Source organism: Meinhardsimonia xiamenensis (assembly GCF_900102905.1).
Taxonomy (GTDB): Bacteria; Pseudomonadota; Alphaproteobacteria; order Rhodobacterales; family Rhodobacteraceae; genus Meinhardsimonia; species Meinhardsimonia xiamenensis.
Genome location: NZ_FNFV01000005.1, coordinates 226274 through 251440, shown reverse-complemented (window position 1 = coordinate 251440; position 25167 = coordinate 226274). Strand labels below are relative to the sequence as shown.

The following is a 25167-nucleotide window of genomic DNA, read 5'->3' as shown; positions in this document are numbered from 1 at the left end:
CTCCCCATGACCGCCGATCTGCCCGAGTTCTACTTCCGCACCCGCGAGAACGGCGCGGCGGTGTTTCGCGTCTCCACCGCCAACCGCCAGCGGCGCATCGAACTCATCCCGATCGCCGCGGTCAACATCCGCAACGGCCAGATCCGCCCGCACGGCGAGCATGAGCTGAGCGAGGAGGAGATGGCCGCGATCAGGACGTGGATGGAGGAGCGGCGCGCGGTGCTGGCCCGCCGCGCCATCGACGACATCTTCCGCACGATCGATCACCTCAACCACGTCACGCACTGGGCCAACGCGCAGGCCAGCGACGAGGAGCTCGAGGCGGTGACCGATGCGCTTCTCCTCGCCATGCACGACCTCAGGAGCGTGCTGGTGCGCAAGAAGGGCGACCGGCTCATGAAGAAGGGCTCATGAGCCGCGGCGGGCCAGCCCCAGCCAGAAGCGCGCCATCATCCCCGCGCCGGCCAGGCCGAGCCCGAGCGCCAGCCCAAGCCAGATACCCACACCCCCGAGGGCCGTGTGAAAGGCGAGCAGGTAGCTTGCCGGCACCCCCACCCCCCAGTAGCTGAAGGTGGCCCAGAGCATCGGCACCCGCGTGTCCTGCACGCCGCGCAAGAGCCCCAGCGCCACCACCTGCGCGGCATCGGCGAACTGGAAGAGCGCCGCGGCGGCGAGGAGCGTGGCCCCGATGGCGAGGATCGCCGGCCGATCCGGGTCGCCCGGCGCCACGAACAGCCCGACGAGCTGCTCGGGGACGGTCAGAAACATCACCACCGTCGCCGCCGCGACGAGGGCGGAGACGGCGATCACCGCCAGCGCGCCTTCCCTGAGCCCGGCATGATCGCCCCGCCCCATCGCCTGACCGGCGCGGATCGTGGCCACGTTCGACAGCCCCACGTGCACCATGAAGACGGTGGCGGTGATGTTGAGCGCAATGCCATGGGCGGCCAGCGGAAGGGCACCGAGCCAGCCCATCATCAGCGCCGAGGCCGAGAAGAGTCCGGTTTCGGCGAGGTTGGTCAGCCCGATCGGCCAGCCAAGGCGGAAGACGGTGGCGAAGGCTTCGGTGTCGATGCGCCAGAGCCGGCGGAAGAGCGCATGCTCGGGCATCACCCGCGCGGCATAGACGACGAGGAAGCCCATGGCGACCAGCTGGGTGATGACCGAGGACCACGCCGCGCCGGCAAGCCCGAGTTCGGGCAGACCGAGCCGGCCGAAGATGAGAATCCAGTTGCCGAGCGCATTGGCCGCCACCGCGGCAAGCGTGGCCAGAAGCACGATGCGCGCGCGCTCGAGTGCCGAGAGATAGCTCTTGAGCACCATCACCCCCAGCGCGGGCAGGATGCCCGGCCCGGCGATCCACAGATAGAGCGCGGCGGCCTCGGCGATCTCCGGCTCCTGCCCGAGCGCCCGGAAGATCGGCGCGGAGAAGGCGAAGAGCGGCAGGGCGAGGATTCCGTAGAGGGCGGAGAGCCAAAGCCCCATGCGCGTGGTGCGCCGCACCGCCTGCGCGTCGCCAGAGGCCTCGGCCGTGGCCACCAGCGGCATCACCGCCCAGGCAAAGCCCGCGCCCACGATGAAGATGACGAAGAAGGCCGAGCCGGCGAGAACCTGCGCGGCCAGCGCCTGCACGTCATACCAACCAAGCATCACCGTATCGGTGAGGTTGATGGCAAACTGCGCCACATGGCTGCCGATGAGCGGCAGACCAAGGGCGAGGATGGGCCCGAAGTGCCGGGCGAAGGGGCGGAAGCGTGCGCGCATTGCCGCCGCTTAGGCGAGCGAAGAGGCAAGGGCAAGCGGGGCGCGCGGAGGCGCGCGCCCCGGACGCCGCTTGCGCGGCGTGCCTCCGGCGGGGGGTATTTGGGCCAGGATGATGAATTGGATTGTTGCACTTGCCACGATTGCGCGCACCCGGCTAAGGGGGAATGTGTGCAACGCTTCTGTCGAGGAGTCCCGCCATGAATGTCACCGCCCGGCTGTCGCCGAAGGATGCGCCCGAGCTTGCGCGCTTCGACTGGGAGGATCCCTTTCGCCTCGAGGATCAGCTGAGCGAGGATGAGCGCATGCTGCGCGACGCCGCGCGTGCCTTCGCGCAAGACAGGCTGGCCCCGCGGATCATCGCCGCGTGGCGCGAGGAGCGGGTGGAGCCGGAGATCTTCGCCGAGATGGGCGAGGCGGGGATTCTCGGCACAACGATCCCGGAAGAGTTCGGCGGGCTCGGGGCGGGCTATGTGACCTATGGGCTGGTGGCGCGGGAGATCGAGCGGGTCGATTCGGGCTACCGGTCGATGATGAGCGTGCAGTCGAGCCTGGTGATGTATCCGATCTGGGCCTATGGCTCGGACGAGCAGCGGGCGCGCTACCTGCCCAAGCTTGCGCGCGGCGAGTGGATCGGCTGTTTCGGGCTCACCGAGCCTGACGCGGGCTCGGATCCGGGCTCGATGAAGACCAGGGCGGAGAAGATTGACGGCGGCTATCGGCTCACCGGCACCAAGATGTGGATCTCGAACGCGCCCATTGCCGATGTCTTCGTGGTCTGGGCGAAGTCCGAGGCGCATGGCGGCAAGATCCGCGGCTTCGTGCTGGAGAAGGGGCTCAGGGGGCTTTCGGCGCCGAAGATCGAGGGCAAGCTTTCGTTGCGCTCCTCGGTCACGGGCGAGATCGTCATGGAGGGCGTCGAGGTCGGCGAGGAGGCGCTGCTGCCGGGTGTGGAGGGACTCAAGGGGCCTTTCGGCTGCCTCAACCGGGCGCGCTACGGCATTGCCTGGGGGGTGATGGGGGCGGCGGAGTTCTGCTGGCAGGCGGCGCGGCAGTACGGGCTTGACCGCAGGCAGTTCGGCAAGCCGCTCGCGCAGACGCAGCTCTACCAGCGCAAGCTTGCCGACATGCAGACCGAGATCGCGCTGGGGCTGCAGGCGGCGCTGCGGGTGGGGCGGCTGATGGACGAGGGGCGGGCCGCGCCCGAGATGATCTCGCTCATCAAGCGCAACAACTGTGGCAAGGCGCTGGAGATCGCGCGCATGGCGCGCGACATGCACGGGGGCAACGGCATCTCGGAGGCGTTCCAGGTGATGCGCCACATGTGCAACCTCGAGACGGTGAACACCTATGAGGGCACGCATGACGTGCATGCGCTGATCCTGGGACGGGCGCAGACCGGGTTGCAGGCCTTCTTCTGAGGCTCGCGCGGGCGCGGCTCAGGGAGCCAACTCAGGCTCAGGGGCCGATAAGGGTGACGCCGGGGATGCGCTCGATGGCGTAGACGTCCTCCTCGTAGAGCTCGGAGAGGGTTTCGACGAGTTCGGGCGTCCAGCCGGGGATGTCGATTTCCTCCTCGAGCTCCTCGTCGATGGCGAACTTGTCGAGGAAGGCGGCCATGATGCGGCGGCGCTGCACCTCGCTCACCGGCGGGTGCTTCTCGAGATAGTCGCACATCTTGGCAAAGCCTTCGGGGCGCATGATCTTCTCGATCACGTCGAACTCGCCCTTCATGTGGTCAAGCGGCGAGACATCGGCATATTCGCGCAGCACGGTCGGCCAGATCAGCGGCGTGTCCTCGTTGCACCAGACGGTCAGCGGCACGTCGGGGTTGGCCTCGCGGATGCGCGCGATCATCTCCGACCAGCGCAGGGCCAGCGGATCGGCGCCGCCAAGAAACTCGGCAAAGCTCACGGGGGGTTTCTGCAGCTTCCAGGCGGCGGGCAGGAAGCTCGCGAGATCCCGGATGGCAAAATAGAATTCGCATTCCGCACTCGGGAACAGCCGGCGCAGCCAGGCGACTCGCTCGTGTCCCTCCGGGTAGAGGCGGCCCTCGCCAAGGATCTTGGCCGGCCCGCACAGGAAATTGTCGAAGGACAGCAGCAGCCGGTCGCCCTCATGCTCGCCCAGCGCCTCGTCCAGCAGCATCGCTTCCACTTCGGGCGGCGCTTCGGCGCCCTTGAGTTCGATGATGGCGTCGCGAATGGCGCGGCGGTAGCCATTACCGCGCGCCAGCACCACGCCGCGCCGGCGGCGCATCCAGCGCGTGTTCTGCTCCAGCGAGCGGATCAGCTGATCCTCGTCGGTGCAGTGGAGGCCGACGTGATAGGCGATTCGCATGACGCGCGCGGTGTCCCTGCCCGGTTCGCCTTCGGATATAGGTGCCTCGGGGGCATGGGAAAGGGGCTCGCCGCTCATCGTCTCAACCCTCCGCAGCGGTGTCTTCCCCGGCCGCAACCTCCGCGCGGCACGCCTTGATGAAGGCCTTGTCCACGAGATAGCGGCGGGAGATCGCGTCGATGCTCATCTCGCCTTCCAGCGCCGCGCGCCCGATCATTTCGCGGAAACCCGGATCGTCGGCGCGGCCGTGACGCGGCTTGACGCGCGGGGGAATGGGCGCCTCTTCGGGACGGATGCCGTGTTCACGGATCAGCCGGTGCATCAGCGAGCCCCGCCGCGGCACGCCGCCCTCCTTTTCCTCGAGCCGCGGCTTCATGCGCCGCGCCCAGAAATGGATGCCGCGCGTATGCGCGTCGAAACGCTCCTCGGGGCGGTGACGGCTGAGAATGAGGTGGTTCCGCTCCTTGAACGGGATCGCGTAAAACGCGCTCTGCGGCTGGGCATGGGCGATCTCGCCCGACTGCTCGAGAAACCATGTCACCGCCGCGGGGCCGGTGAAACCCCAGTTCTGCTCGGTGATGTGGACCGGCCGCCCGGCGGCGGCCTCGGCGCGCAATTCCTCCTGTTGCCAGGGTTTGAGCCAGGGCGCGATCGCGTATTCGTCGGTGAAGAAGTCGAGCATCGCCGCAAGCGCCTCGGAGTCCCGCGGCAGACCCAGCACCGCGTTGCAGACAAGTCCCGGCTTTTCCCAGCCGAAGATGTGCGGGTCGTCATAGTCGAAGGGCCGCCAGCAGAACATGTCGGCGTCGACCCAGACATTGTCCGTCTTCCTGAGCATGTGCAGCCGGAACAGGTCGGCATGAATGGCGGGGCTGCCGGTGCGGCGGTGGCGATACATCGGCTCGGCCGGGAAGATCTCGTCGGCAGGGAGATTCCTCACCCCCTCGGGCACATTCTCGATCGGCGCGTAGCTGTAAAGCGTCACCTCATGGCCGGCATGGGCGAAGGAGACGAGGCACAGCTGCTCGAGCCAGCTCAGCCGCCCGCCGATCCAGAGTGTCGCAATCTTTGGCAGTTTGGCCACGGCGCCTCACCCGCTTCGTTTCATGTCCAGTCCTCCCCTTTCTCGCATGCCCATGGGCCGAGAATGTGGCGAGAAACTTGCAAATCAGTGAACCTGCTCGGCTTTGTCGACGGTGAAGAACCAATCGCCGTCCGGGTCACGCGCCACCACCTCGTCGGGCACGGCATCGGGGCCGGCAAGAAAGACGCCCGAGCCGAAATGGCCGTGCAGGCGCGAAAGCTTCTCGAAGCGCGGGCTGGTAAGCTCGGCATAGAGGGCGGCGTAATCGGGGCGCGCCTTGAGCTCGTCGATGCGCGCGCGATGGGCGGCCACGCAGGCGGCGTGCTGCACGGCGATCTCGGGGTCGGCCATCAGCCGGTCGAACTCGGCGCGGGCGCGCGGCAGATGGCGGTGGATCGAGCGGTCCTCCTCGGCGTTGTTGTTCATGCGAAACCAGTAGGCGGTTCCCTGGTCGCGGTCGACATGGTTCACGCGGCCCCGGTCGCGCTTGACGAGGAAGCTTTCGGCCGAGCGCACCGCGTAGTGGTTGAGGGTCACGAGATCGTAGCCGTAGGTGCCCGGCGTCGAGCGCCAGGCGTTGCGATAGGTCGAGGGGGGCATACGCCTGCCCGAGCCGTTGACCCAGAAGATTTCGTCCACCAGCTGCGGCTTGAGCCCCTTGGGGCGGTGCACGCCCAGCTTCTTGAACAGCCCGATGTTGCGGTAGAGCGTCTTGAAGCCCCAGGCCTGATGCGGCTTGCGGCAGTAGTGCGGGGCGCAGCGGGTGAAGGCCTCGGTGATGAAGCCGTCGCGGAATTCGTGGATGTCGGAATTACCGAAGAGCCGCCAGGTCATGGAGATGAGATTGGCCTCGGGAACGGCGGCGTAGAGGTCATCAAGCCGCCCCTCGCCCACATGGATGTTGATGAACTCGTCGACATCCATGCACACCACCCAGTCGAGCGCCTTGACCATCTCCTCGGACTCGGCGGCCTGCAACGCTGCGTGCTGGGGCTTGAGCCCGGTTTCTCGAAAGGGGTTCTCGCGGTGCTCCACGAGCCCCTTCGCCTGCAGAAGCTCGAGCAGCGTGTCGGTGCCGTCGGTGCAGTCGTTGGTGTAGACGAGGAACTTCTCCACCCCGATCGAGCGGTGGTAGGCCAGCCACTCGAGGATGAAGGGGCCCTCGTTCTTCATCGTGGTGACGATGCCGGTGACAGTGGTGCGGCGCCCCTTGCGGCCGGCGCGGCGCGGCTTTTCCACGGGCGGGCGCAGGGGCTTGGCTCCGAAATGGTCGGTGGCAAGCCGCAGGAGCTCGGGGTCTTCCACAAGGCTCGTCTTGGGCACGATCGCGGCCACCGCCTCGCCCGGATGCCTGAGCGCCATGGCGCGATAGTAGCGCACGGGCTGCCCAGCATCGGGCCGTGCGCCGCCCACGCGCACGAGCCGCAGCACCGCCCCCGCCGGAAGCCGCGCGGGTGCGACGCACCAGCGCGGATTGCCCTCGCCGCCATCGAAGCGCCGGCAGATATGGTCGCCAAACCCCGCTTCCCGCCCCTTGCGCAGGCTCCAGGGAAAGATCCGGGTGCCGATGAGCGCGACAACGCCATCCCCGGCCGCCACGGCGCGATCGAAGACGCCCTCGCCCTCGACAGGTGCCAGAAGATCGGTGACATCGAGATTGGCCACCGCCCTCGCCTGGCTCAGAAAGCGCCATCGCAAGTATTCGTAGAGCACAACCTCGCCAAGGCGCGCCCGCCACGGGTCGGGGGCGGGTGGCTCCATCCGGTCGCGCCCCGGCGCGTCGGGGGCGTTGAAGCGGTGCGCTTCCGCGCCCTCCCCTGCCACACCGATGGGAAAGCCGGGCTCGACGATCACCACCCGCTCCAGCCCGGGAATGTCGGCGGCACCAAGCGCCTCCGTCAGGCCCGACGGCGCCTCGGGCGGTGCACGGTCGACAAGGAGCGCCCCTTGCAGCGCATGCTCGCGGGCGTGATAGGCAAGCCATGCGCGCACCGTCTCCGGGTGCTGGCCGTTGACCATCGCGACCATCACGTTGAGCCCCGCGAACAGCGTCGGCTCGGCCTCGGTGATGGCGACCTCCCCGGCCCAGCCGGCAACCGGCGGCGCGATCGCGCCCGCCACCTCCTGCCCGCTGCCCTCCACAACCAGCCCGCCGCCGATCTGCCGGATCACCTCGGGGCGGAACGCTCCGCCGCCGGTCAGAAGGGCCGGGTCGGCCCCCGTGGCGAAGACGGCCAGAAGCCGCGGCGCGCCCGCTTCGGGTCGCAGCAGGTCAACCAGCCGGCCGGCCGGGGTCTCGCGCGGGGTAAGCCGCCGTTTCAGAATTTCCAACGCACCGCTCCCGCCACGCCCGCATGACGGCGTGGCGCCTCGTTTGCCCGTGTCCTGCTCAGTCTAGTCGATCGCGCGCGCATGCGGAACCGCCCATTCCCGGCCTGCCGCAGCCTGGTGCTCCGGGGGTGATGATTGTTTACCGTCAGGAAAAACAGCGTGAACAACCCTCCTTCGGACGGGCTTCAGCTTGCCAGAGGCATGGCAATCAGGGGATGATCGCCCTCATCATGCTGGCAGAATGGAGTGCGGCGCAGCGCCCGGCCGGAACGCTGCGGGCTGCGCTGCCCGCGCGCATGCAAGGGGGTGAAACATGCACGAGGCGCGAGGCGGAAGCGGCCACGGCCCGTCGGGCGGTTCATCGCCGGCGGAGGAGGCGCTTTTCGACCGGCTCGCAGCAATCGAGGCGGAGAGGCATTTCTTCCGCCGCCTCGACGCGCGACACTCGGCCCTGCACGCGCGCTGCTGCACCCGGACGCTCGTTGTCACCTTCGAACAGGTGGAGGCGGTGGTGGGCGACGGCGAGAGCGAGCCGATGCCCCTTGGCTTCCGGCTCGGTGACAGCTTCGGCTGGTCCTATCTGACGCTGCTCGCGCTCGGGCAGACATGGTTCCGCTCCGAGGCGGTGTGGGATTTCTTCGACCAGCTGATCGACGACGAGTTCTTCGACGCCTTCGACCGGGTGCTGTTCTTTGGCGCCGGGCTCGCGGCCCATGCCGCCTGCGCCTATTCGGTGGCCGCGCCGGGCGCCACGGTGATGGCCTTCGCCCCGCAGGCCAGCCTCAACCCCGAATTCGCCGCCTTCGACCACCGCTTCGAGGAGTGGCGCCGGCTCGATTTCACCTCCCGCTACGGCTACGCGCCCGACATGCTCGATGCCGCGGCCGAGGCGCACATCTTCTTCGACCCGAGCATCGACGAGGATGCCGCCCACGCCGCCCAGTTCAACCGCCGCCACATCCGCCGCCACCGGCTGTGGCATTTCGGCGAGAACCCCGCCCAGCTTCTCGAGACGACCGACAGCCTCACGCGCCTCTTCGCGCTCTATGACGAAGGCCGGCTGGATCGGCTCGAAATCGCGCGGGTGCTGCGCAAGCGGCGGCAGAACCGCGCCTATCTGGTGCGCCTTGTGGAGCGGCTCGTGAGCCGCGACCGCAAGCGGCTTGCCGCCATCGTCTGCCACAATGCCGCCGAGCGGCTCGATCTGCCCCGCTTTCGCGCCCGCCGCGACGCGCTGGTCAAGGAGCTCGAAGCCGAGGGTGTCTCGCTTAGCTTCGAGCAGGATGCAAAACCACGCGAGGAGGCGCGCGCCTGAGCCGGCACCCTCAGCCGCTCTTCTCAGCCGCGAACGCCTCGTCCACCGGCACCTGCAGCGCCGTTGCCAGCGCATTGGTCTGGCTGGCCATCGCGATCACCGCCAATAGCTCGCCGAGCTGGGTCTCGCTCATGCCCTTGGCGCGGGCGGCGGCGGTGTGGGAGTGGATGCAGTATTCGCAGCCGTTGGCGACGGAGACGGCGAGATAGACCATCTCCTTGGTGAGCGGGTCGAGCGCGCCCGGCCGCATCACCGCCTTCAGCCGCTCCCATGTCGCGCGCAACAGCGCGGGGTCATGGGCGAGCGCACGCCAGAAGTTGTTGACGTGTTCGGTGCCGCGCGTTGCCCGGATGTCGGCGAAGACGGCCAGCGCCTCGGCGCTGGCCTCCTCGTCGCTCAGAAGGTGAACCGTCGCCATCCGGCTCACACCAGCGCGAGGATGCGCGCGGGCCCCCCGGAGCCGCCGCGATGGGTGGGCGCGCCGACGACCAGCGTCGCCCCCGCCTCGGGCACGCGGCCGAGGTTCTTGAGGTTCTCGATGCCGTAGCGCCCGGCCGGGAGCCAGGCATAATGGGTGACGAAATCCTGGCTCGGGCCGTAGTCGAGCGAGAGCGTGTCCACCCCGATCGCGGAGGCGGAGGTTTCCTCCAGAAGCATCTGCGTGGCCTCGATGTGGAAGCCCGGGAAATGCATCACCCCCTTGTCGTCGGCATTGCGGAAGCCGGCGCCGCCGGCGCGCGCCTCCCAGCCCGAGTGCATCGCCACGCAGGCGCGCTCGGGGATCGGGCCGTTGCGCGCGATCCAGGCCTTGATGTCATCGGGGGTGACCTGCGCGTCGGGATTCCCGGCCGCGCGCTCGTGGATGTGGATCACGCACAGCGGCACCACGAGGTTTTCCACCGCGATCTCGTCAACGCTGGCGCCGTCGGCCGAAAAGTGCAGCGGGGCGTCGATATGGGTACCGGTGTGCTCGTTGAGCGTCATCTCGAAGAGGTTGAAGCCGTGCTCGGCGAAGTTGAACTTCTGCTCCATGGCGATGCCGGGCTGGCCGAAATAGGTCGGAAACGCGGGGTCATAGACATGGGTGAGGTCCACCACCGCGCCGTGCCCCCCCGCCATTGCCGCCGGTGCCGAGGCCACCGTGGAGACGGCCGCCGCCGCCGTTGCCGCAGCGCCTGCGCGGAAGAAGTCGCGCCGGCTCAGCATCCGCTCCTTGACCGCATTCATCACGCACATGTCGCACATCCGATCAATCTCCCTGTCGTTGAATGGCCGAGGGTCTTTTCCGCCCTCGTGGCGCGCATGCTAGCGCCACGTCGCCGGAGCTGTCGAGCGTTTGCGGGCTTGCGCCCATGAATGCGTGCGGGAGGTTCCATCGGGCGGCGCTTTCGTCTAGGGCACGGGCCATGACCGAGACCATCGACCGCCTGACCATCCGCCGCCCCGACGACTGGCACCTGCATCTGCGCGATGGCGCCATGATGGCCGCCGTGGCGCCCGAGAGCGCGCGCCATTTCGCCCGCGCCATCATCATGCCCAATCTCGTGCCGCCCGTCGTCACCGCCGCCGACGCCGAAGCCTACCGCGCGCGCATTCTCGCCGCCCTGCCCCCGGGCAGCGGCTTCACGCCGCTGATGACGCTCTATCTGACCGAGGAGACCGACCCGGAGGATGTCGCACGCGCCGCCGCCTCGGGGCTTGTCACCGCGGTCAAGCTCTACCCGGCGGGTGCCACCACCAACTCCGCCTCGGGCGTGCGCGACTTCGACCGGGTGCGGGGCGTGCTCGAGCGCATGGCCGAAATCGGCCTGCCGCTGTGCGTGCACGGCGAGGTTACCGACGCGGAGGTGGACATCTTCGACCGCGAGGCGGTGTTCATCGAGCGCGTCCTTGAGCCGATCCGCCGCGCGACGCCCGGCCTGCGCGTGGTGCTCGAGCATGTCACCACCGCCGAGGGCGTGGCCTATGTGCGCGCGGGCGGGGCCGACATTGCCGCCACCATCACCGCCCATCACCTCGTGATCAACCGCAACCACATCCTCGCCGGCGGCATCCGCCCGCACTACTACTGCCTGCCCGTGGCCAAGCGCGAGACGCACCGGCTCGCGCTCGTCGAGGCGGCGACGTCGGGCGAATCCCCCTTCTTTCTGGGCACCGACAGCGCCCCCCACCCCGATCAGGCCAAGCTCGCGCCCTGCGGCTGCGCGGGCTGCTTCACCGCGCCCAATGCGCTTTCGGTCGTGGCCGAGGTGTTCGAGGCGGCCGGCGCGCTCGACCGGCTCGAGGCCTTCACCTCGCTCAATGGCCCCGCCTTCTACCGCCTGCCCCCGAACGAGGCGCGCATCACGCTTACGAAGGGCGCGCCGGTGCCCTACCCTGCGCGCATCGAGACGGGCGCAGGCCCCGTCACCGTCTTCGACCCGGGCTTTCCGCTGCACTGGCGGGTGGAAGCCTGAGGCGCCTTTCAAGGAGTTCGCGAATGATCCCCTCGAGCTTTCCCGCCAAGGAAGAGATCGCCCGGCTGACAGCGGGCATGCTTCTGGAAATCGGCGCGGTGCACTTCAACGCCGCCGAACCCTTCACGCTGGCCTCGGGCAAGCCCAGCCCCACCTACATCGACTGCCGCAAGCTCATCTCCTACCCGCGCATCCGAGCAACGCTGATGGATTTTCTTGCCGCGACCGTGATGCGCGAGGCCGGCTTCGAGGCCTTCACCAACGTCGCCGGCGGCGAGACGGCGGGCATTCCCTTCGCCGCCATGGTCGCCGAGCGGCTGGCGCTGCCGATGACCTACGTGCGCAAGAAGCCCAAGGGCTACGGGCGCAACGCCCGCATCGAGGGGGTGATGGGCGAAGGCGACCGGGTGCTGCTGGTGGAGGATCTCACCACCGACGGCGGCTCGAAGATCGGCTTTGTCGAGGCGATCCGCGAGACGGGCGCGGAATGCGCCCACACGGCGGTGATCTTCTACTACGGGATCTTCCCCGAGACCGAGGTGACGCTGGCCGCCCACGGCATCAGCCTGCATGCCTTGTGCACCTGGCATGACGTGCTGGCCGAGGCGCGGGCGCGCGCGGCCTTCGATCCGGCCACGCTGGAGGAAGTCGCTGCCTTTCTCGCCGACCCGCGCGCGTGGCAGGAGGCGCGCATGAAGAGCGGCTGAGGGCCGGGCGCCCGATTCGTCCAAGGCCGCGCGCCGGCGCGGGCGCGGCCTGGCGCCCATCGGCGCATGCCCGCCGCAGCGCCTGCGGATTTCTCCAAGATGTTGACGCGCGCCCTGCCCCTGCCGCAACATGCGGTGAAGACTGGCAGGGAGATCGCCCACAATCCGTCCACAGAAACATACCATTTGCAGGCCCCGCGGGGGGGCATGTTATGAGCCTCTTCCCAAGCATACGGGCAGGACATGAACGAGATCGCACCACTTTCACCCGGCGTTCCGGCTGCCGCACAGGAGGCCGAGACCGATCCGCTGCCGCACAATATCGAGGCCGAGCAGCAGCTTCTGGGCGCGATCCTGACCAACAACGACGTCTATGACCGGATCGCCTCGATCGTCTCGGCCGAGCATTTCTTCGACCCGGTGCATGCGCGCATCTTCGAGGTCGCGGCCGCGCGCATCCAGAAGAACGCGCTTGCCTCGCCGGTCACGCTCAAACCCTTTCTCGAGGAAGATGAAGGGCTGAAGGAGCTCGGCGGGCCGGCCTATCTGGCGCGGCTCGCGGGCGCGGCGATTTCCACCTTCGCGGCGCGCGACTATGCGCAGCTCATCCACGATCTTGCCATCCGCCGCGAGCTGATCCGGCTCGGCCATGACATCGCCGAGAAGGCCGCGCGCGTCGATGTCTCCTCGGACCCCAAGGAGCAGATCGTCGAGGCCGAGCAGGCGCTCTACCGGCTTGGCGAGCAGGGGCGGGCGGAGACCGGCTTTCAGTCCTTCCTGCGCGCGGTGACCGACGCGGTGGAGGTCGCCGCCGCCGCCTATCAGCGCGACGGGGGGCTTGCGGGGCTCTCCACCGGGCTTGTCGATCTCGACCGCAAGCTCGGCGGGCTGCACCGCTCCGACCTGCTGATCCTCGCCGGGCGCCCCTCGATGGGCAAGACCTCGCTTGCCACCAACATCGCCTTCAACATCGCCCGCGCCTACCGCCGCGGCAAGCTGCCCGACGGCACCGAAGGCGCGGTGAACGGCGGCGTTGTCGGTTTCTTCTCGCTCGAGATGTCGGCCGAGCAGCTCGCTGCGCGCATCCTCTCGGAGGTGGCCGAGATCCCTTCCGAGCAGATCCGCCGGGGCGACATGACCGAGGAGGAGTTCCGCCGCTTCGTCGATGCCGCGAAGGAGCTCGAGGCCTGCCCGCTCTTCATCGACGACACCCCGGCACTGCCGATCTCGCAGTTGGCGGCGCGGGCGCGCAGGCTCAAGCGAACGCACGGGCTTGACGTGCTCTTCGTGGACTACCTGCAGCTCGTCCGCCCCTCGACGGCACGCGACAGCCGCGTCAACGAGGTCTCGGAGATCACCCAGGGGCTGAAGGCCATCGCCAAGGAGCTCGACATTCCCGTGGTCGCGCTCTCGCAGCTTTCGCGGCAGGTCGAGGCGCGCGAGGACAAGCGCCCGCAGCTTTCCGACCTGCGCGAATCGGGCTCGATCGAGCAGGATGCCGATGTGGTGATGTTCGTCTTCCGCGAGGAATACTACGCCGAGCGCGAGAAGCCGGCCGACCACGAGCTCGAGAAGATGGCCGCCTGGCAGGAGCGGATGGAAAAGCTGCACGGCCGCGCCGAGGTGATCATCGGCAAGCAGCGCCACGGGCCGATCGGCACGGTGGAGCTGAGTTTCGAGGGCCGCTTCACCCGCTTCGGCAATCTCGTCAAGCCCTGGCAGGAGGGCGCGGGCGGCGATTTCGGCTGAGGTCTGGCGATGGCGCCACGGGAAGCCACTGACCTTGCGCCCGGCCGTCAGGCCGGGCAGCGCCCGACCCGCCCCCCCACGGGGCGGGCGCTCCGCGCCCACCCCGCCGGGCCGGGCGCTGCCCTTGTCTCCTGCGCCTCGCGGCCACACCCATGACCGCCGCCGCCATCATCGTCGCCGCCGGCCGCGGCACCCGCGCGGGCGGCCCCCTGCCCAAGCAATGGCAGGAGCTTGCCGGACGGCCGGTGATCGACTGGACGCTCGACGCCTTCCGCGCGCTTCCCGAGATCGGCCGCATCGTCGCGGTCCTGCACCCAAGCGAGCTCGACCGCGCCCGCGCCTGGCCCGATGTCACCGCCGTTGCGGGCGGCTCAAGCCGGGCGGAGAGCGTGCGCGCGGGGCTCGAGGCGCTGGCCGGCGATCCGCCCCGGCACGTGCTCATCCACGACGCCGCGCGCCCCCTGGTGACGCAGGAGGTGATCCTCGCCGTTCTGGCCGCCCTCGCCGAGCACCGCGCCGCCGCCCCCGGCTTGCCGGTGACCGATGCGCTCTGGCGCGTGGAGGAGGGCTTCGTGACCGGCACGGTGGACCGCCGCGGGGTTTGGCGCGCGCAGACACCGCAGGGCTTTCACTTCGATGCCATCCTCGCTGCCCATCGCGCCCTCTCGCCTACCGAGGCTGCCGGGATGGCCGACGATGTGGCGGTGGCGCGCGCGGCGGGGCTTGCGGTTGCGGCGGTGCCGGGCGATGAGCGAAACCTGAAGATCACGCGGCCCGAGGACTTCGCCCGGGCCGAGGCATTGATGGGAGCGGAAATGGACGTTCGCACCGGAAACGGCTTTGACGTGCACCGATTCGGCCCCGGCGATCACGTTCGGCTGTGCGGCGTCAGCGTGCCGCACGACCGGGGACTGATCGGCCATTCCGACGCCGATGTGGCACTTCACGCGCTTACCGACGCGGTTCTGGGCGCGCTGGCGCTTGGCGACATCGGCAGCCACTTTCCGCCCAGCGACCCGCGGTGGAAGGGAGCGGACAGCAGCCTCTTCCTCGCACGCGCGGTGGAGCTGGCAACCGAGCGGGGCTATGCCGTGACCGCCCTTGACGTGACGATCATCTGCGAGCTGCCCCGCATCGGGCCGCATGTCGCGGCGATGCGGGCGCGAATCGCGGCCATCGCCGGCGTGGACGAGAGCCGCGTCTCGGTGAAGGCCACCACCACCGAACGGCTCGGCTTCGCCGGGCGCGGCGAGGGTATCGCGGCCCTCGCCACCGCGACGGTGGTGGCGCCATGAGCCGGCTCATCGCCACATTCCTCGGCGTCGGTCTCATGCCGCTTGCGCCCGGAACCTGGGGCTCGGCCGCGGCGATCCCCGTGGCCTGGGTGATTCACGCGCTCGGCGGGTTTCCCGCGCTCGCGGCGGCAACGCTGATCGCGTTCACCGCCGGGCTCTGGGCAACGGTGCGCCAGATGCGCGGGCATTTCGACAAGGATCCGCAGGAAATCGTCATCGACGAGGTCGTGGGCATGTGGATCACGCTGTGGCCGCTCTCGGCGGGGCTCTGGCACGCGGGAATGGATCCCTGGCTCTTCCCCTGGCCGGGCTGGATCGGCGGTTTCGTGATGTTCCGCCTGTTCGACATCTGGAAGCCCTGGCTCGTCGCCCGCGCCGATCGCAGGGGCGACGCGCTCGGGGTGATGCTCGACGATGTGCTCGCGGGACTCTTCGCCGCCCTCGTCGTGGCGGCGGCGGCCTTCGTCGCGCACGGGCTTCTCGGCGCATGAACGCTCCACGGATCGCGGCCATCCTCGAACTCGCCCGCGCCAGAAGCGCGATGATCGCCACGGCCGAAAGCTGCACCGGCGGCATGGTGGCGGTGGCGCTCACCGAACTTCCCGGATCCTCCGATGTCTTCGAGCGCGGCTTCGTCACCTACTCGAACGACGCAAAGATCGAGCTTCTGGGCGTGCGGGCCGACACGCTTGCCGCCCACGGCGCCGTGTCCGAAGAAGTCGCCGCCGAGATGGTGGCGGGGGCGCTGACGCGCTCGCGCGCGGCGCTTGCGGTCTCGATCACCGGAATCGCCGGGCCGGGGGGCTCGGAACACAAGCCCGAGGGTCGCGTCTGTTTCGGCCTGATGTGGCGCGAGGCGGCGCCCGTGACCCAGACCGTCGAATTCGGCGCGCTGGGTCGCGCCAGCGTGCGCGCCGCGGCACGCGACCACGCGCTTGCGCTCCTGCTCGCGGCGCTTTCCTGACGGTGCCCAATTTTCGGGCAGACATGCCCCGACAGCGCCCATCCAGCAGGCGGTTTCGAAAATGCGCAGGAAAAGGGCAGTCCTCGCGCATGCTGCCGCTTTTCGCGGCGCGGTGAAGGCGGTTCAAGCCTCCTCACCACAACGCATCCCTTGGGAAGGAAGAAAACATGGTGGGAGCCGATACCGCCTGGATCATCGTCGCGACGGCGCTGGTCCTGTTCATGACGCTGCCGGGCCTGGCCCTTTTCTATGGCGGGCTCGTCCGCGCGCGCAACGTGCTCAGCGTCTTCATGCACACCTATGCGATTGCCTGCCTGATGAGCGTGCTGTGGCTGGCGGTGGGCTATTCCATCGCCTTCGGGCCCGATGGCTCGGCCCTCTGGGGCGGGCTCGGCAAGGCGTTCCTGGCCGGGGTCACGGCCGACAGCCTCTCGGGCACGCTGCCCGAGATCCTGTTCTTCGCCTTCCAGATGACCTTTGCCATCATCACCCCCGCGCTGATCGTCGGCGCCTATGTCGAGCGCATCCGTCTGTCGTGGGTGCTGGTGTTTTCGGGCCTCTGGATGCTTCTGGTTTATGCGCCCGTGGTCCACTGGATCTGGGGCGGCGGCCTTCTGGCCGACGGCGGCATCTTCGGCGAGACCGGGGTGCGCGACTTCGCCGGCGGCATCGTGGTGCACGAGACGGCGGGCCTCGCCGCGCTGGTGATTGCCCTGATGCTCGGCCCGCGGCGCAACCGCACCACGCCGCCGCACAATCCCGGGCTCGTCATGATCGGCGCGGCAATGCTCTGGGTCGGCTGGTTCGGCTTCAACGGCGGCTCGCAGCTCGCCGCCGATGGCGGTGCCGCGATGGCGATCACGGTCACACACATCTCGGCGGCCACGGCCTCGCTCACCTGGGCGCTGTGGGAGCGCGTCAAGCACGGCCGCGCCTCGCTGGTGGGCCTTGTCACCGGCACCATCGCGGGGCTTGCCTCGATCACGCCGGCCTCGGGTTTCGTCGGCCCCATCGAGGCGCTGGTCATCGGCGCGGTCGCGGGCGTGCTCTGCCAGGAGGCGGTGAACCTCATCCGCCTGCGCCTCGGCATTGACGACACGCTGGATGTCTTTGCCGTGCATGGCGTGGGGGGCATGTTCGGCACCATCATGATCGCGGCCTTCGGCGCCGGAACCTGGACCGCCCAGCTCGGCGGGCTCGCGTTGGTCGGCGTCTTCACCGTGATCGCCACCGCGGCTCTGGTGAAGCTCTCCGCCCTTCTCGCCGGCTTCCGCGTCGATGTGGAGACGGAGACGAACGGCCTCGATCTCGCCGAGACCGGCGAGCGCGCCTACGACTTCACTTCCTGAGCCTGAGCCGCGGTTCCGCCTTCCCCCGCCCGGCCCGGCCGCCAGGCGGGGGCTCTACATTCGCGGTGCCATGCGGCATAAGGCGCGTCGACGGATCAAGGAGAAGGTGCCATGGGCTGGAAAACCCTCGACGACATGGATCTTGCAGGCAAGCGCGTCCTGGTGCGCGTCGACATCAACGTGCCGGTCGAGAACGGCCGCGTGACCGACGCCACCCGCATCGAGCGCATCGTGCCCACCATCCGCGACATCCTCGCCAAGGGCGGAAAGCCGATCCTTCTGGCGCATTTTGGCCGGCCCAAGGGCAAGCGCGTGCCGGAGTTGTCGCTGAAGGTCGTGGTGCCCGCGCTCGAGGCCGCGCTCGGCGTGCCGGTGCGTTTCGCCGAGGACTGTGTGGGCGAGGTGGCCGAGCGCGCCGTGGCCGATCTGAAGGAAGGAGAAGTGCTCCTCCTCGAAAACACCCGCTTCCACCCCGGCGAGGAAGCGAACGACCCCGCCTTCGTCGATGCGCTCGCCCGGCTCGGCGATGTCTACTGCAATGACGCCTTCTCGGCCTCGCACCGCGCCCATGCCTCGACCGAAGGGCTTGCGCACAAGCTGCCCGCCTGTGCGGGGCGGCTGATGCAGGCCGAGCTTGAGGCGCTCGAACGCGCGCTTGGCAACCCCGAGCGGCCCGTTGTCGCGGTGGTGGGTGGTGCGAAGGTCTCCACCAAGCTCGACCTTCTGGGCAACCTGGTGGGCAAGGTTGACCACCTCGTCATCGGCGGGGGCATGGCCAACACCTTCCTTGCCGCGCAGGGCCTGGATGTGGGCAAGTCCCTCTGCGAACACGACATGGCCGACACCGCACGGCAAATCCTGCAAAAGGCCGCCGAGGCGGGGTGCGAAGTCATCCTGCCGGTCGATGTTGTCGTTGCCACCGAGTTTGCCGCCAACGCCCCGCACAAGGTGGTGCCGGCCGACGCCTGCCCGCCCGACATGATGATCCTCGACGCCGGCCCCGAGACGGTGGCGCGCATCTCCGAGACCTTCGAGCGCGCGAAGACGCTGATCTGGAACGGCCCGCTCGGCGCCTTCGAGATCGAGCCCTTCGACGCCGCAACCAACGCCGCCGCGCGCAAGGCCGCCGAGCTCACCCGCGCGGGGCGCCTCGTGTCGGTGGCCGGTGGCGGTGATACGGTGGCCGCGCTCAACAAGGCGGGCGTGGCCGCGGATTTCACCTATGTCTCCACCGCCGGCGGCGCCTTTCTGGAATGGATGGAAGGCAAGGTGCTGCCCGGCGTGGCCGCGCTCGAATGCTGAGAGGCCTCTGTCTCGTCCGCGCGCGCTTCCTCGCATCGTTAGCGCGAACGGCATTGGCCTTCGCGCCCGCCCGTCCTAGAGGAGAGGCGGGCGGCGCGATTCACCTCGCGCCCGGCATGCCGAAACGGACAACCACAACCGAAAGGAAGAGCCGATGAGAGCGACGCGGACGGTGCAGAAGATCCTTGCCAACTACGAGGGCGAAACGCCGGGAGTGAAGGCCAAGCTGTGCCAGATCCTCATGCACGGCAAGCTCGGCGGCACCGGCAAGATGATCATCCTGCCGGTGGATCAGGGTTTCGAGCACGGGCCCGCGCGCAGCTTCGCGCCCAACCCGCCGGCCTATGACCCGCATTACCACTACCAGCTCGCCATCGATGCGGGCCTCAACGCCTATGCCGCGCCGCTCGGGCCGCTCGAGGCGGGGGCCGACACCTTCGCCGGGCAGATCCCGACCATCCTCAAGGTCAACTCCGCCAATTCGCTGATGTCGCCGACGGCGGGCAAGGATCAGGCCATCACCGCCAGCGTCGATGACGCGCTCAGGCTCGGCTGCGCGGCGATCGGCTTCACGATCTACCCCGGCTCCGACAAGGCGCTCGAGATGTTCGAGGAGGTCGCGGAGATGCGGCGCGAGGCGGCATCGAAGGGGCTGGCGACGGTGATCTGGTCCTACCCCCGCGGCGAGGGCATCTCCAAGGAAGGCGAGACGGCGGTGGACGTGACCTGCTACGCCGCCCATATCGCCGCGCTTCTGGGCGCGCACATCATCAAGGTGAAGCTTTCGACCGAGCATCTCGAGCAGCCGGAGGCGAAGAAGGCCTTCGAGGAGGGCGGCATCGACATCTCCACCCAGGCCGCACGGGTGCGCGAGGCGGTGCGCTCGGCGATGAACGGCCGGCGGCTCATCGTCTTCTCCGGCGGCGCGAAGAAGGGGGCGGACTCGGTCTATGACGACGCCCGCGCCATCCGCGACGGCGGCGGCAACGGCTCGATCATCGGCCGCAACTCCTTCCAGCGCCCGCGCGAGGAGGCGCTCGAGATGCTGGCCAAGCTCATCGACATCTACAAGGGCCGCGCCTGATCGGCCCCGGCCGGTCTCCCGTCAGGGGGGCCGGCCGCACCCCCGTGGCGGTCGGCCCGCCGCGGGCGCCGCTTTCGCCGCCTTCATGCCGGCACTGACCGGCCGCCACTCCGCAATTTCCCGCCGAGGCTGTCGCCGCGCCGTCCGCGCCGGTTTGCCTGAGCGCTTGCCTGACCGCAGCGGAACACCCGCCTGATGCGCGCCCTGCGCAATTTCCGGTCAGGGCTCGCGACATCCGCCCAAAATCAAGGCAGCTCTTGCCGCAGCGCGGCATGACGCCCTCGGCCATGTTGACCCCGCAAGGCGTGGCGGGAACCGTCGAACCACCGGGTCGGGTTTCGCCGCTTGCTGACGGCACCACCCCCGGCCGGGTGTGCGACGGCGATCGCTGTGCAAGACTCTCGCCGCCGCACGGGTGCAACCGAAGTTGCGGGGGCAAGGCTGCCACAGCCGCTCGCGCCGGACAATGGCGCGCGGCGCAGCGGGAGCCGTTCTCCGCGTAAAGAACCGCGATGCGGAGGAAGATGAACAGGATGGACCGTCGAAGCTTTCTGAAAACCGGGGCCGCCGCCTCGGCGATGCTTGCCGCCCCGGCGCTGGTCCGCGCCCAGGGCGCTGGGCCGATCAAGGTTGGCGTGCTGCACTCGCTGTCGGGGACGATGGCGATTTCGGAGACGACGCTGAAGGACGTCATGCTCATGCTCATCGAGGAGCAGAACCGCAACGGCGGGCTTCTGGGGCGCGAGTTGCAGCCGGTGGTGGTGGACCCTGCCTCCGACTGGCCGCTGTTTGCCGAAAAGGCGCGCGAGCTGATCGAGAAGGATCAGGTGGCCGCGGTCTTCGGCTGCTGGACGTCGGTCAGCCGCAAGTCGGTGCTGCCGGTTTTCAAGGAGCTCAACAACCTGCTGTTCTACCCGGTACAGTACGAGGGCGAGGAAAGCGAGCGCAACGTCTTCTACACCGGCGCCGCGCCCAACCAGCAGGCCATTCCGGCGGTCGATTATCTCATGAGCGAGGACGGCGGCAGCGTCGAGCGCTGGGTGCTGGCCGGCACCGATTACGTCTATCCGCGCACCACCAACAAGATCCTCGAGGCCTATCTGAAGTCCAAGGGCGTGGCGGCCGAGGACATCATGATCAACTACACTCCCTTCGGCCACTCCGACTGGCAGACGATCGTCTCCGACATCAAGGCCTTCGGCTCGGCGGGCAAGAAGACGGCGGTGGTCTCCACCATCAATGGCGATGCCAACGTGCCCTTCTACAAGGAGCTCGCCAATCAGGGCATCTCGGCCGAGGATATTCCCGTTGTCGCCTTCTCGGTCGGGGAGGAGGAGCTTGCCGGGCTCGACACCAGCCCGCTCGTCGGCCATCTCGCGGCGTGGAACTACTTCATGTCGGTGGACACCCCCGAGAACGCCGACTTCATCGCCAAGTGGCACGCCTTCATCGGTGACGAGAGCCGCGTGACCAACGACCCGATGGAGGCCCATTACATCGGCTTCAACATGTGGGTGAAGGCGGTGGAGAAGGCCGGCACCACCGACCCGGATGCGGTGATCGACGCGATCATCGGCGTGTCGGTTCCGAACCTGACCGGCGGCTGCTCCACGATGATGCCCAACCACCACATCACCAAGCCGGTGCTGGTGGGCGAGATCCAGGAGGACGGGCAGTTCGACGTGGTGTGGGAGACGCCCGGCCTCGTCGTTGGCGATGCGTGGTCGGACTACCTGCCCGACAGCGCCAAGCTGATCGCGGACTGGCGCGCCCCGATGTCGTGCGGAAACTTCAACGTCGAGCTTGGGCGCTGCGGCGGCGGTGCCTGACGCCGGGCGCGGCGGCCGGGCGAGAGGCGGGGGGCCAGTCCCCGCCCCCTTCCCGCCGCCCATGCCCCGCCGCACCGCCCCTCCTGCTCCTGAGGTGAACGCTCAACGGGAAAGATGAAAATCGTGCTCGCCCTGCCCCTTCGCCCGTTTCCTGCGGCCTTGTTGACGGCCCTTGTGCTGATGCTGCCTGCGCTGATGCTGCCCTCCGCAGGCCGCGCCGCCGGTTTCGAAGAGCTTGTGGCGCGTCTGCCCGAGGGCAGCTATTCGGACCGTGCCGAGGTGATCGAGGCCATCGCCCGAACCGGCGACCCGCGCGCCGCCGAGGTGCTGGGCGCCCTGCTTGAAGGCAGTCTCCATGTCCGCAAGGCCGACGGCCGCGTGGTGATCATCGAAAAGACCGACGCGGGAACAGTGGCCTTCGATGCCCTTACCGGCGAGGCGCTCGGCGCAGTGGCGGGCCGATCCACGGAGAAGATCAAGGTCAACAACCGGCTGCGCGGCATGCTGCGCAGCGCGATCGGGGCACTGTCGCTGATGAGTCCCGATCGCGAGACGCGGCTGATGGCCGCGCAGTCGGTGTTCGCGAGCGGCGATCCGGCCAACATCGAAGCCCTGGACGCCGCGCTGTCGGCCGAGTCCGACAGGGAGGTCGCCACCGCGTTGGCCGAGGCCCGCGCGGTGGCGATTTTGAACACCGACGCCCCCGTAGAGGAGAAGCGCGCCGCTGTCGCCATCCTGCGCGCGCGCGGCGATGCCGCGGCACAGGCGGCGCTTGCGCCCCACGCCTCCGACCCCGCGATCGGCAACGAGGTCACGGCCGCGCTCGCCGAGATCGAGCGCGTCCGGCAGATGTGGGGCGTGGCGCAGAATGTCTGGTACGGGCTGTCGCTGGGCTCGGTGCTGATGCTCGCCGCGATCGGGCTTGCCATCACCTTCGGGGTGATGGGGGTGATCAACATGGCCCATGGCGAGCTGGTGATGCTCGGCGCCTACACCACCTTCGCCGTGCAGGAGGCGATCCGGGGCGCGGCACCCTGGCTCTTTGACTGGTCGCTTCTGATCGCCGCACCGCTCGCCGTGCTGGTCGCCGGGGGCGTGGGCATCGCCATAGAGCGCGGGATCGTGCGCCACCTCTATGGCCGCCCGCTCGAGACGCTTCTGGCCACATGGGGCGTGAGCCTCATTCTGCAGCAGGCGGTGCGGACGATCTTCGGGCCGAACAACCGCGAGGTCGGCAACCCCTCGTGGATGTCCGGGTCCCTCGAGATCGGGCAGATGACGGTGACCTGGAGCCGGCTGTGGATCCTCATCTTCGCGCTCTGCGTCTTTGCCGCCCTGCTGCTCGTGCTGCGGCGCAGCTTCTTCGGGCTGCAGATGCGCGCGGTGACGCAGAACCGCCCGATGGCGGCCGAAATGGGCATCGATACCGGCCGCATCGACGCGCTCACCTTCGGGCTTGGCGCGGGCATCGCCGGGCTCGCCGGCGTGGCGCTGAGCCAGATCGACAACGTCAGCCCCAATCTCGGCCAGAGCTACATCGTCGACAGCTTCATGGTCGTCGTCTTTGGCGGCGCGGGGAACCTGTGGGGCGCCTTCGCCGGGGCCTTCGGGCTTGGCATCGTGAACAAGTTTCTCGAGCCCTGGACGGGCGCGGTGCTGGGCAAGATCCTGGTGCTCGTCTTCATCATCCTCTTCATCCAGAAACGACCCCGGGGCCTTTTCGCCCTGCGCGGGCGCGCGGTGGAGGCATGAGCATGGCCCGCCTCGTCGACCGCCGCATGGGCGTCTTCCTCGCCGCCCTGTTCGTCCTGACCGTCGCCCTGCCCGTGGCCAGCTCGGCCGCCGCGGGGGAGCTGGTGCCGGCCTATCTCGTCTCGCTGGTCGGCAAGTACCTGTGCTACGCGCTGCTTGCCGTCGCGCTGGATCTCGGCTGGGGCTTTTGCGGCATCCTCAGCCTCGGCCACGGCGCCTTCTTCGCGCTCGGCGGCTATGCGATGGGGATGTATCTGATGCGCCAGATCGGCCCGCGCGGCGTCTATGGCGACCCGGTGCTGCCCGATTTCATGGTGTTCCTGAACTGGCAGGAGCTGCCCTGGTTCTGGCTCGGCTTCGACCGGTTCTGGTTTGCGGCCCTGATGGTGATGGCGGTGCCGGGGCTTCTGGCCTTCGTCTTCGGCTGGTTCGCCTTCCGCAGCCGCGTGAGCGGGGTCTACCTGTCGATCATCACCCAGGCGATGACCTATGCGCTGATGCTCGCCTTCTTTCGCAACGAGATGGGCTTTGGCGGCAACAACGGGCTGACCGACTTCAAGGACATCCTCGGCCTTGACCTGACCGCCGCCTCGACCCGGACGGGCCTCTTCGTGGCCTCGGCGGTGGCGCTGGCGGCGGGGCTTCTGGTCGCGCGCTGGATCACCGCATCACGGCTTGGCCGGGTGCTCGTCGCCATCCGCGACGCCGAGGAGCGCGCGCGTTTCCTCGGCTACCGCGTCGAGCACTACAAGCTTTTCGTCTTCACCGTCTCGGCGGTGATGGCGGGCGTGGCCGGCGCGCTCTATGTGCCGCAGGTCGGCATCATCAACCCCGGCGAGTTCTCTCCCGCCAATTCGATCGAGATCGTGATCTGGGTCGCGCTCGGCGGACGCGGGACGCTGGTGGGCGCCGCGCTCGGCGCGATGCTGGTCGCGCTGGCCAAGACGCTGCTGACCGGCTGGCTGCCCGAACTGTGGCTGTTCGCGCTGGGCGGGCTCTTTGTGCTGGTCACGCTGTGGCTGCCGCGCGGCGTGCTCGGCGCGCTCGAGGACGGGCTTGCGCAACTGCGTCCCGCACGCACCGGCGCGCGCGAGGAGGTGCGGGCATGAGCGGCTCGCTCCTCTATCTCTCCGGCGTCGGCAAGAGCTTCGACGGCTTCCGTGCCATCGACAATCTCTCGCTGGTCGTCTTTCCGGGCGAACTGCGCGCCGTGATCGGGCCAAATGGTGCCGGCAAGACCACGATGATGGACATCATCACCGGCAAGACCCGCCCCGACGAGGGCGAGGTGTTCTGGAAGGAAAGCGTGGATCTCACCCGCGCCGACGAGGTGGAGACGGCGCGGCTCGGCATCGGGCGGAAGTTTCAGAAACCCTCGGTGATCGAGAGCCTCACCGTGGCCGAGAACCTCGAACTGGCGCTGAAGGGACCGCGGGGCGTGGCGGCAAGGCTTTTCGGCCGGCGCGGGGAGACCGAGGCGCGCGAGATCGCGCGGCTTCTGGCGCTGGTGCGGCTCGAGGAGGCGCGCGATGCGCCTGCCGGCAGCTTGTCGCATGGGCAGAAGCAGTGGCTCGAGATCGGCATGCTGCTGGCGCAGGATCCCGAGCTTCTGCTCGTCGACGAGCCTGCTGCCGGCATGACCGACGCCGAGACGATGCGCACCGCCGAGCTTCTGCGCGAGATCGCCGGCAGGCACGCCGTCGTCGTCGTCGAGCACGACATGGAGTTCGTCCGCGCGCTCGGCTGCAAGGTGACGGTGCTGCACCAGGGGCGGGTGCTCGCCGAGGGCTCGCTCGAGCATGTCTCCGCCAATCCCGAGGTCATCGAAGTTTATCTGGGGCGCTGAATG

General features: G+C 68.8%; 22 protein-coding genes. 16 read left to right on the top strand and 6 right to left on the bottom strand.

Translation table 11 applies throughout. From position 1 onward, the window contains the following. Positions 1-6: 6 nt before the first annotated feature. A complete protein-coding gene (locus tag BLQ14_RS12115; RefSeq protein WP_092500817.1) occupies positions 7-414 on the top strand; it encodes a hypothetical protein in 408 nt (135 codons plus the stop codon). Here the strand turns inward: BLQ14_RS12115 and BLQ14_RS12110 are convergent. Beyond that, positions 409-1764 (bottom strand): MATE family efflux transporter, encoded by a 1356-nt coding sequence (locus tag BLQ14_RS12110; RefSeq protein WP_092500816.1) that lies wholly within the window; start codon positions 1762-1764, stop codon positions 409-411. The genes BLQ14_RS12115 and BLQ14_RS12110 overlap by 6 nt on opposite strands. A gap of 197 nt (positions 1765-1961) precedes the next feature. Between BLQ14_RS12110 and BLQ14_RS12105 the strand changes: the two genes are divergently transcribed. Then, entirely contained in the window at positions 1962-3182 is a 1221-nt protein-coding gene (locus BLQ14_RS12105) for an acyl-CoA dehydrogenase (protein ID WP_092500815.1), read from the top strand. A 37-nt stretch (positions 3183-3219) separates the two neighbouring features. On the opposite strand, the gene BLQ14_RS12100 is transcribed toward BLQ14_RS12105, so the two are convergent. The 3 genes from BLQ14_RS12100 to BLQ14_RS12090 form a co-directional block, all read right to left on the bottom strand. Further along, on the bottom strand, positions 3220-4179 hold the full coding sequence (locus BLQ14_RS12100) for a hypothetical protein (RefSeq protein ID WP_106176374.1): 960 nt from the start codon (positions 4177-4179) through the stop codon (positions 3220-3222). Between the two features lie 4 nt (positions 4180-4183). Further along, complete coding sequence (locus tag BLQ14_RS12095; protein WP_092500813.1) at positions 4184-5185, bottom strand: glycosyltransferase family 32 protein; 1002 nt, start codon at positions 5183-5185, stop codon at positions 4184-4186. Between the two features lie 84 nt (positions 5186-5269). Further along, entirely contained in the window at positions 5270-7516 is a 2247-nt protein-coding gene (locus BLQ14_RS12090) for a glycosyltransferase family 2 protein (protein ID WP_245657094.1), read from the bottom strand. A 313-nt stretch (positions 7517-7829) separates the two neighbouring features. On the opposite strand from BLQ14_RS12090, the gene BLQ14_RS12085 reads away from it, so the two are divergent. After that, a complete protein-coding gene (locus BLQ14_RS12085) occupies positions 7830-8831 on the top strand; it encodes a hypothetical protein (RefSeq protein WP_092500812.1) in 1002 nt (333 codons plus the stop codon). A gap of 10 nt (positions 8832-8841) precedes the next feature. Here the strand turns inward: BLQ14_RS12085 and BLQ14_RS12080 are convergent, their stop codons facing one another. Continuing rightward, on the bottom strand, positions 8842-9249 hold the full coding sequence (locus BLQ14_RS12080; RefSeq protein WP_092500811.1) for a carboxymuconolactone decarboxylase family protein: 408 nt from the start codon (positions 9247-9249) through the stop codon (positions 8842-8844). A gap of 5 nt (positions 9250-9254) precedes the next feature. Further along, a complete protein-coding gene (locus BLQ14_RS12075) occupies positions 9255-10076 on the bottom strand; it encodes a cyclase family protein (RefSeq protein WP_092500810.1) in 822 nt (273 codons plus the stop codon). Between the two features lie 161 nt (positions 10077-10237). On the opposite strand from BLQ14_RS12075, the gene pyrC reads away from it, so the two are divergent. The 13 genes from pyrC to urtD all read left to right on the top strand — a co-directional run bounded on the left by pyrC (position 10238) and on the right by urtD (position 25164). Further along, positions 10238-11287 carry a dihydroorotase gene (gene pyrC / locus BLQ14_RS12070; protein ID WP_092500809.1) on the top strand — a complete coding sequence of 350 codons (1050 nt, stop codon included), beginning with the start codon at positions 10238-10240 and terminating at the stop codon, positions 11285-11287. 23 nt (positions 11288-11310) lie between these two features. Continuing rightward, positions 11311-11994 carry an orotate phosphoribosyltransferase gene (locus BLQ14_RS12065; RefSeq protein WP_092500808.1) on the top strand — a complete coding sequence of 228 codons (684 nt, stop codon included), beginning with the start codon at positions 11311-11313 and terminating at the stop codon, positions 11992-11994. 243 nt (positions 11995-12237) lie between these two features. Further along, entirely contained in the window at positions 12238-13743 is a 1506-nt protein-coding gene (locus BLQ14_RS12060) for a replicative DNA helicase (protein WP_092500807.1), read from the top strand. Positions 13744-13895: 152 nt separating this feature from the next. Beyond that, positions 13896-15038 carry a bifunctional 2-C-methyl-D-erythritol 4-phosphate cytidylyltransferase/2-C-methyl-D-erythritol 2,4-cyclodiphosphate synthase gene (locus tag BLQ14_RS12055; RefSeq protein ID WP_092500806.1) on the top strand — a complete coding sequence of 381 codons (1143 nt, stop codon included), beginning with the start codon at positions 13896-13898 and terminating at the stop codon, positions 15036-15038. Further along, positions 15035-15529 carry a phosphatidylglycerophosphatase A family protein gene (locus BLQ14_RS12050; RefSeq protein WP_092500805.1) on the top strand — a complete coding sequence of 165 codons (495 nt, stop codon included), beginning with the start codon at positions 15035-15037 and terminating at the stop codon, positions 15527-15529. The genes BLQ14_RS12055 and BLQ14_RS12050 overlap by 4 nt, the downstream gene beginning before the upstream one ends. Then, a complete protein-coding gene (locus tag BLQ14_RS12045) occupies positions 15526-16002 on the top strand; it encodes a CinA family protein (RefSeq protein WP_092500804.1) in 477 nt (158 codons plus the stop codon). The genes BLQ14_RS12050 and BLQ14_RS12045 overlap by 4 nt, the downstream gene beginning before the upstream one ends. Positions 16003-16169: 167 nt before the next feature. Then, a complete protein-coding gene (locus BLQ14_RS12040; protein ID WP_092500803.1) occupies positions 16170-17351 on the top strand; it encodes an ammonium transporter in 1182 nt (393 codons plus the stop codon). A gap of 111 nt (positions 17352-17462) precedes the next feature. Further along, on the top strand, positions 17463-18653 hold the full coding sequence (locus BLQ14_RS12035) for a phosphoglycerate kinase (RefSeq protein ID WP_092500802.1): 1191 nt from the start codon (positions 17463-17465) through the stop codon (positions 18651-18653). Positions 18654-18807: 154 nt separating this feature from the next. Next, positions 18808-19737, top strand: a complete 930-nt coding sequence (locus BLQ14_RS12030) for a class I fructose-bisphosphate aldolase (protein WP_092500801.1) — start codon at positions 18808-18810, stop codon at positions 19735-19737. 533 nt (positions 19738-20270) lie between these two features. Beyond that, positions 20271-21566 carry an urea ABC transporter substrate-binding protein gene (urtA, locus tag BLQ14_RS12025; protein WP_092500800.1) on the top strand — a complete coding sequence of 432 codons (1296 nt, stop codon included), beginning with the start codon at positions 20271-20273 and terminating at the stop codon, positions 21564-21566. A 180-nt stretch (positions 21567-21746) separates the two neighbouring features. Beyond that, the gene (gene urtB, locus BLQ14_RS12020; RefSeq protein ID WP_092500895.1) at positions 21747-23318 is read left to right on the top strand and encodes an urea ABC transporter permease subunit UrtB; all 1572 of its coding nucleotides are present in this window, start codon (positions 21747-21749) and stop codon (positions 23316-23318) included. A gap of 2 nt (positions 23319-23320) precedes the next feature. Then, complete coding sequence (gene urtC, locus BLQ14_RS12015; RefSeq protein ID WP_211295331.1) at positions 23321-24427, top strand: urea ABC transporter permease subunit UrtC; 1107 nt, start codon at positions 23321-23323, stop codon at positions 24425-24427. Further along, positions 24424-25164, top strand: coding sequence for an urea ABC transporter ATP-binding protein UrtD (urtD, locus tag BLQ14_RS12010; protein WP_092500798.1), 741 nt, complete (start codon positions 24424-24426; stop codon positions 25162-25164). The genes urtC and urtD overlap by 4 nt, the downstream gene beginning before the upstream one ends. Positions 25165-25167: the final 3 nt, after the last annotated feature.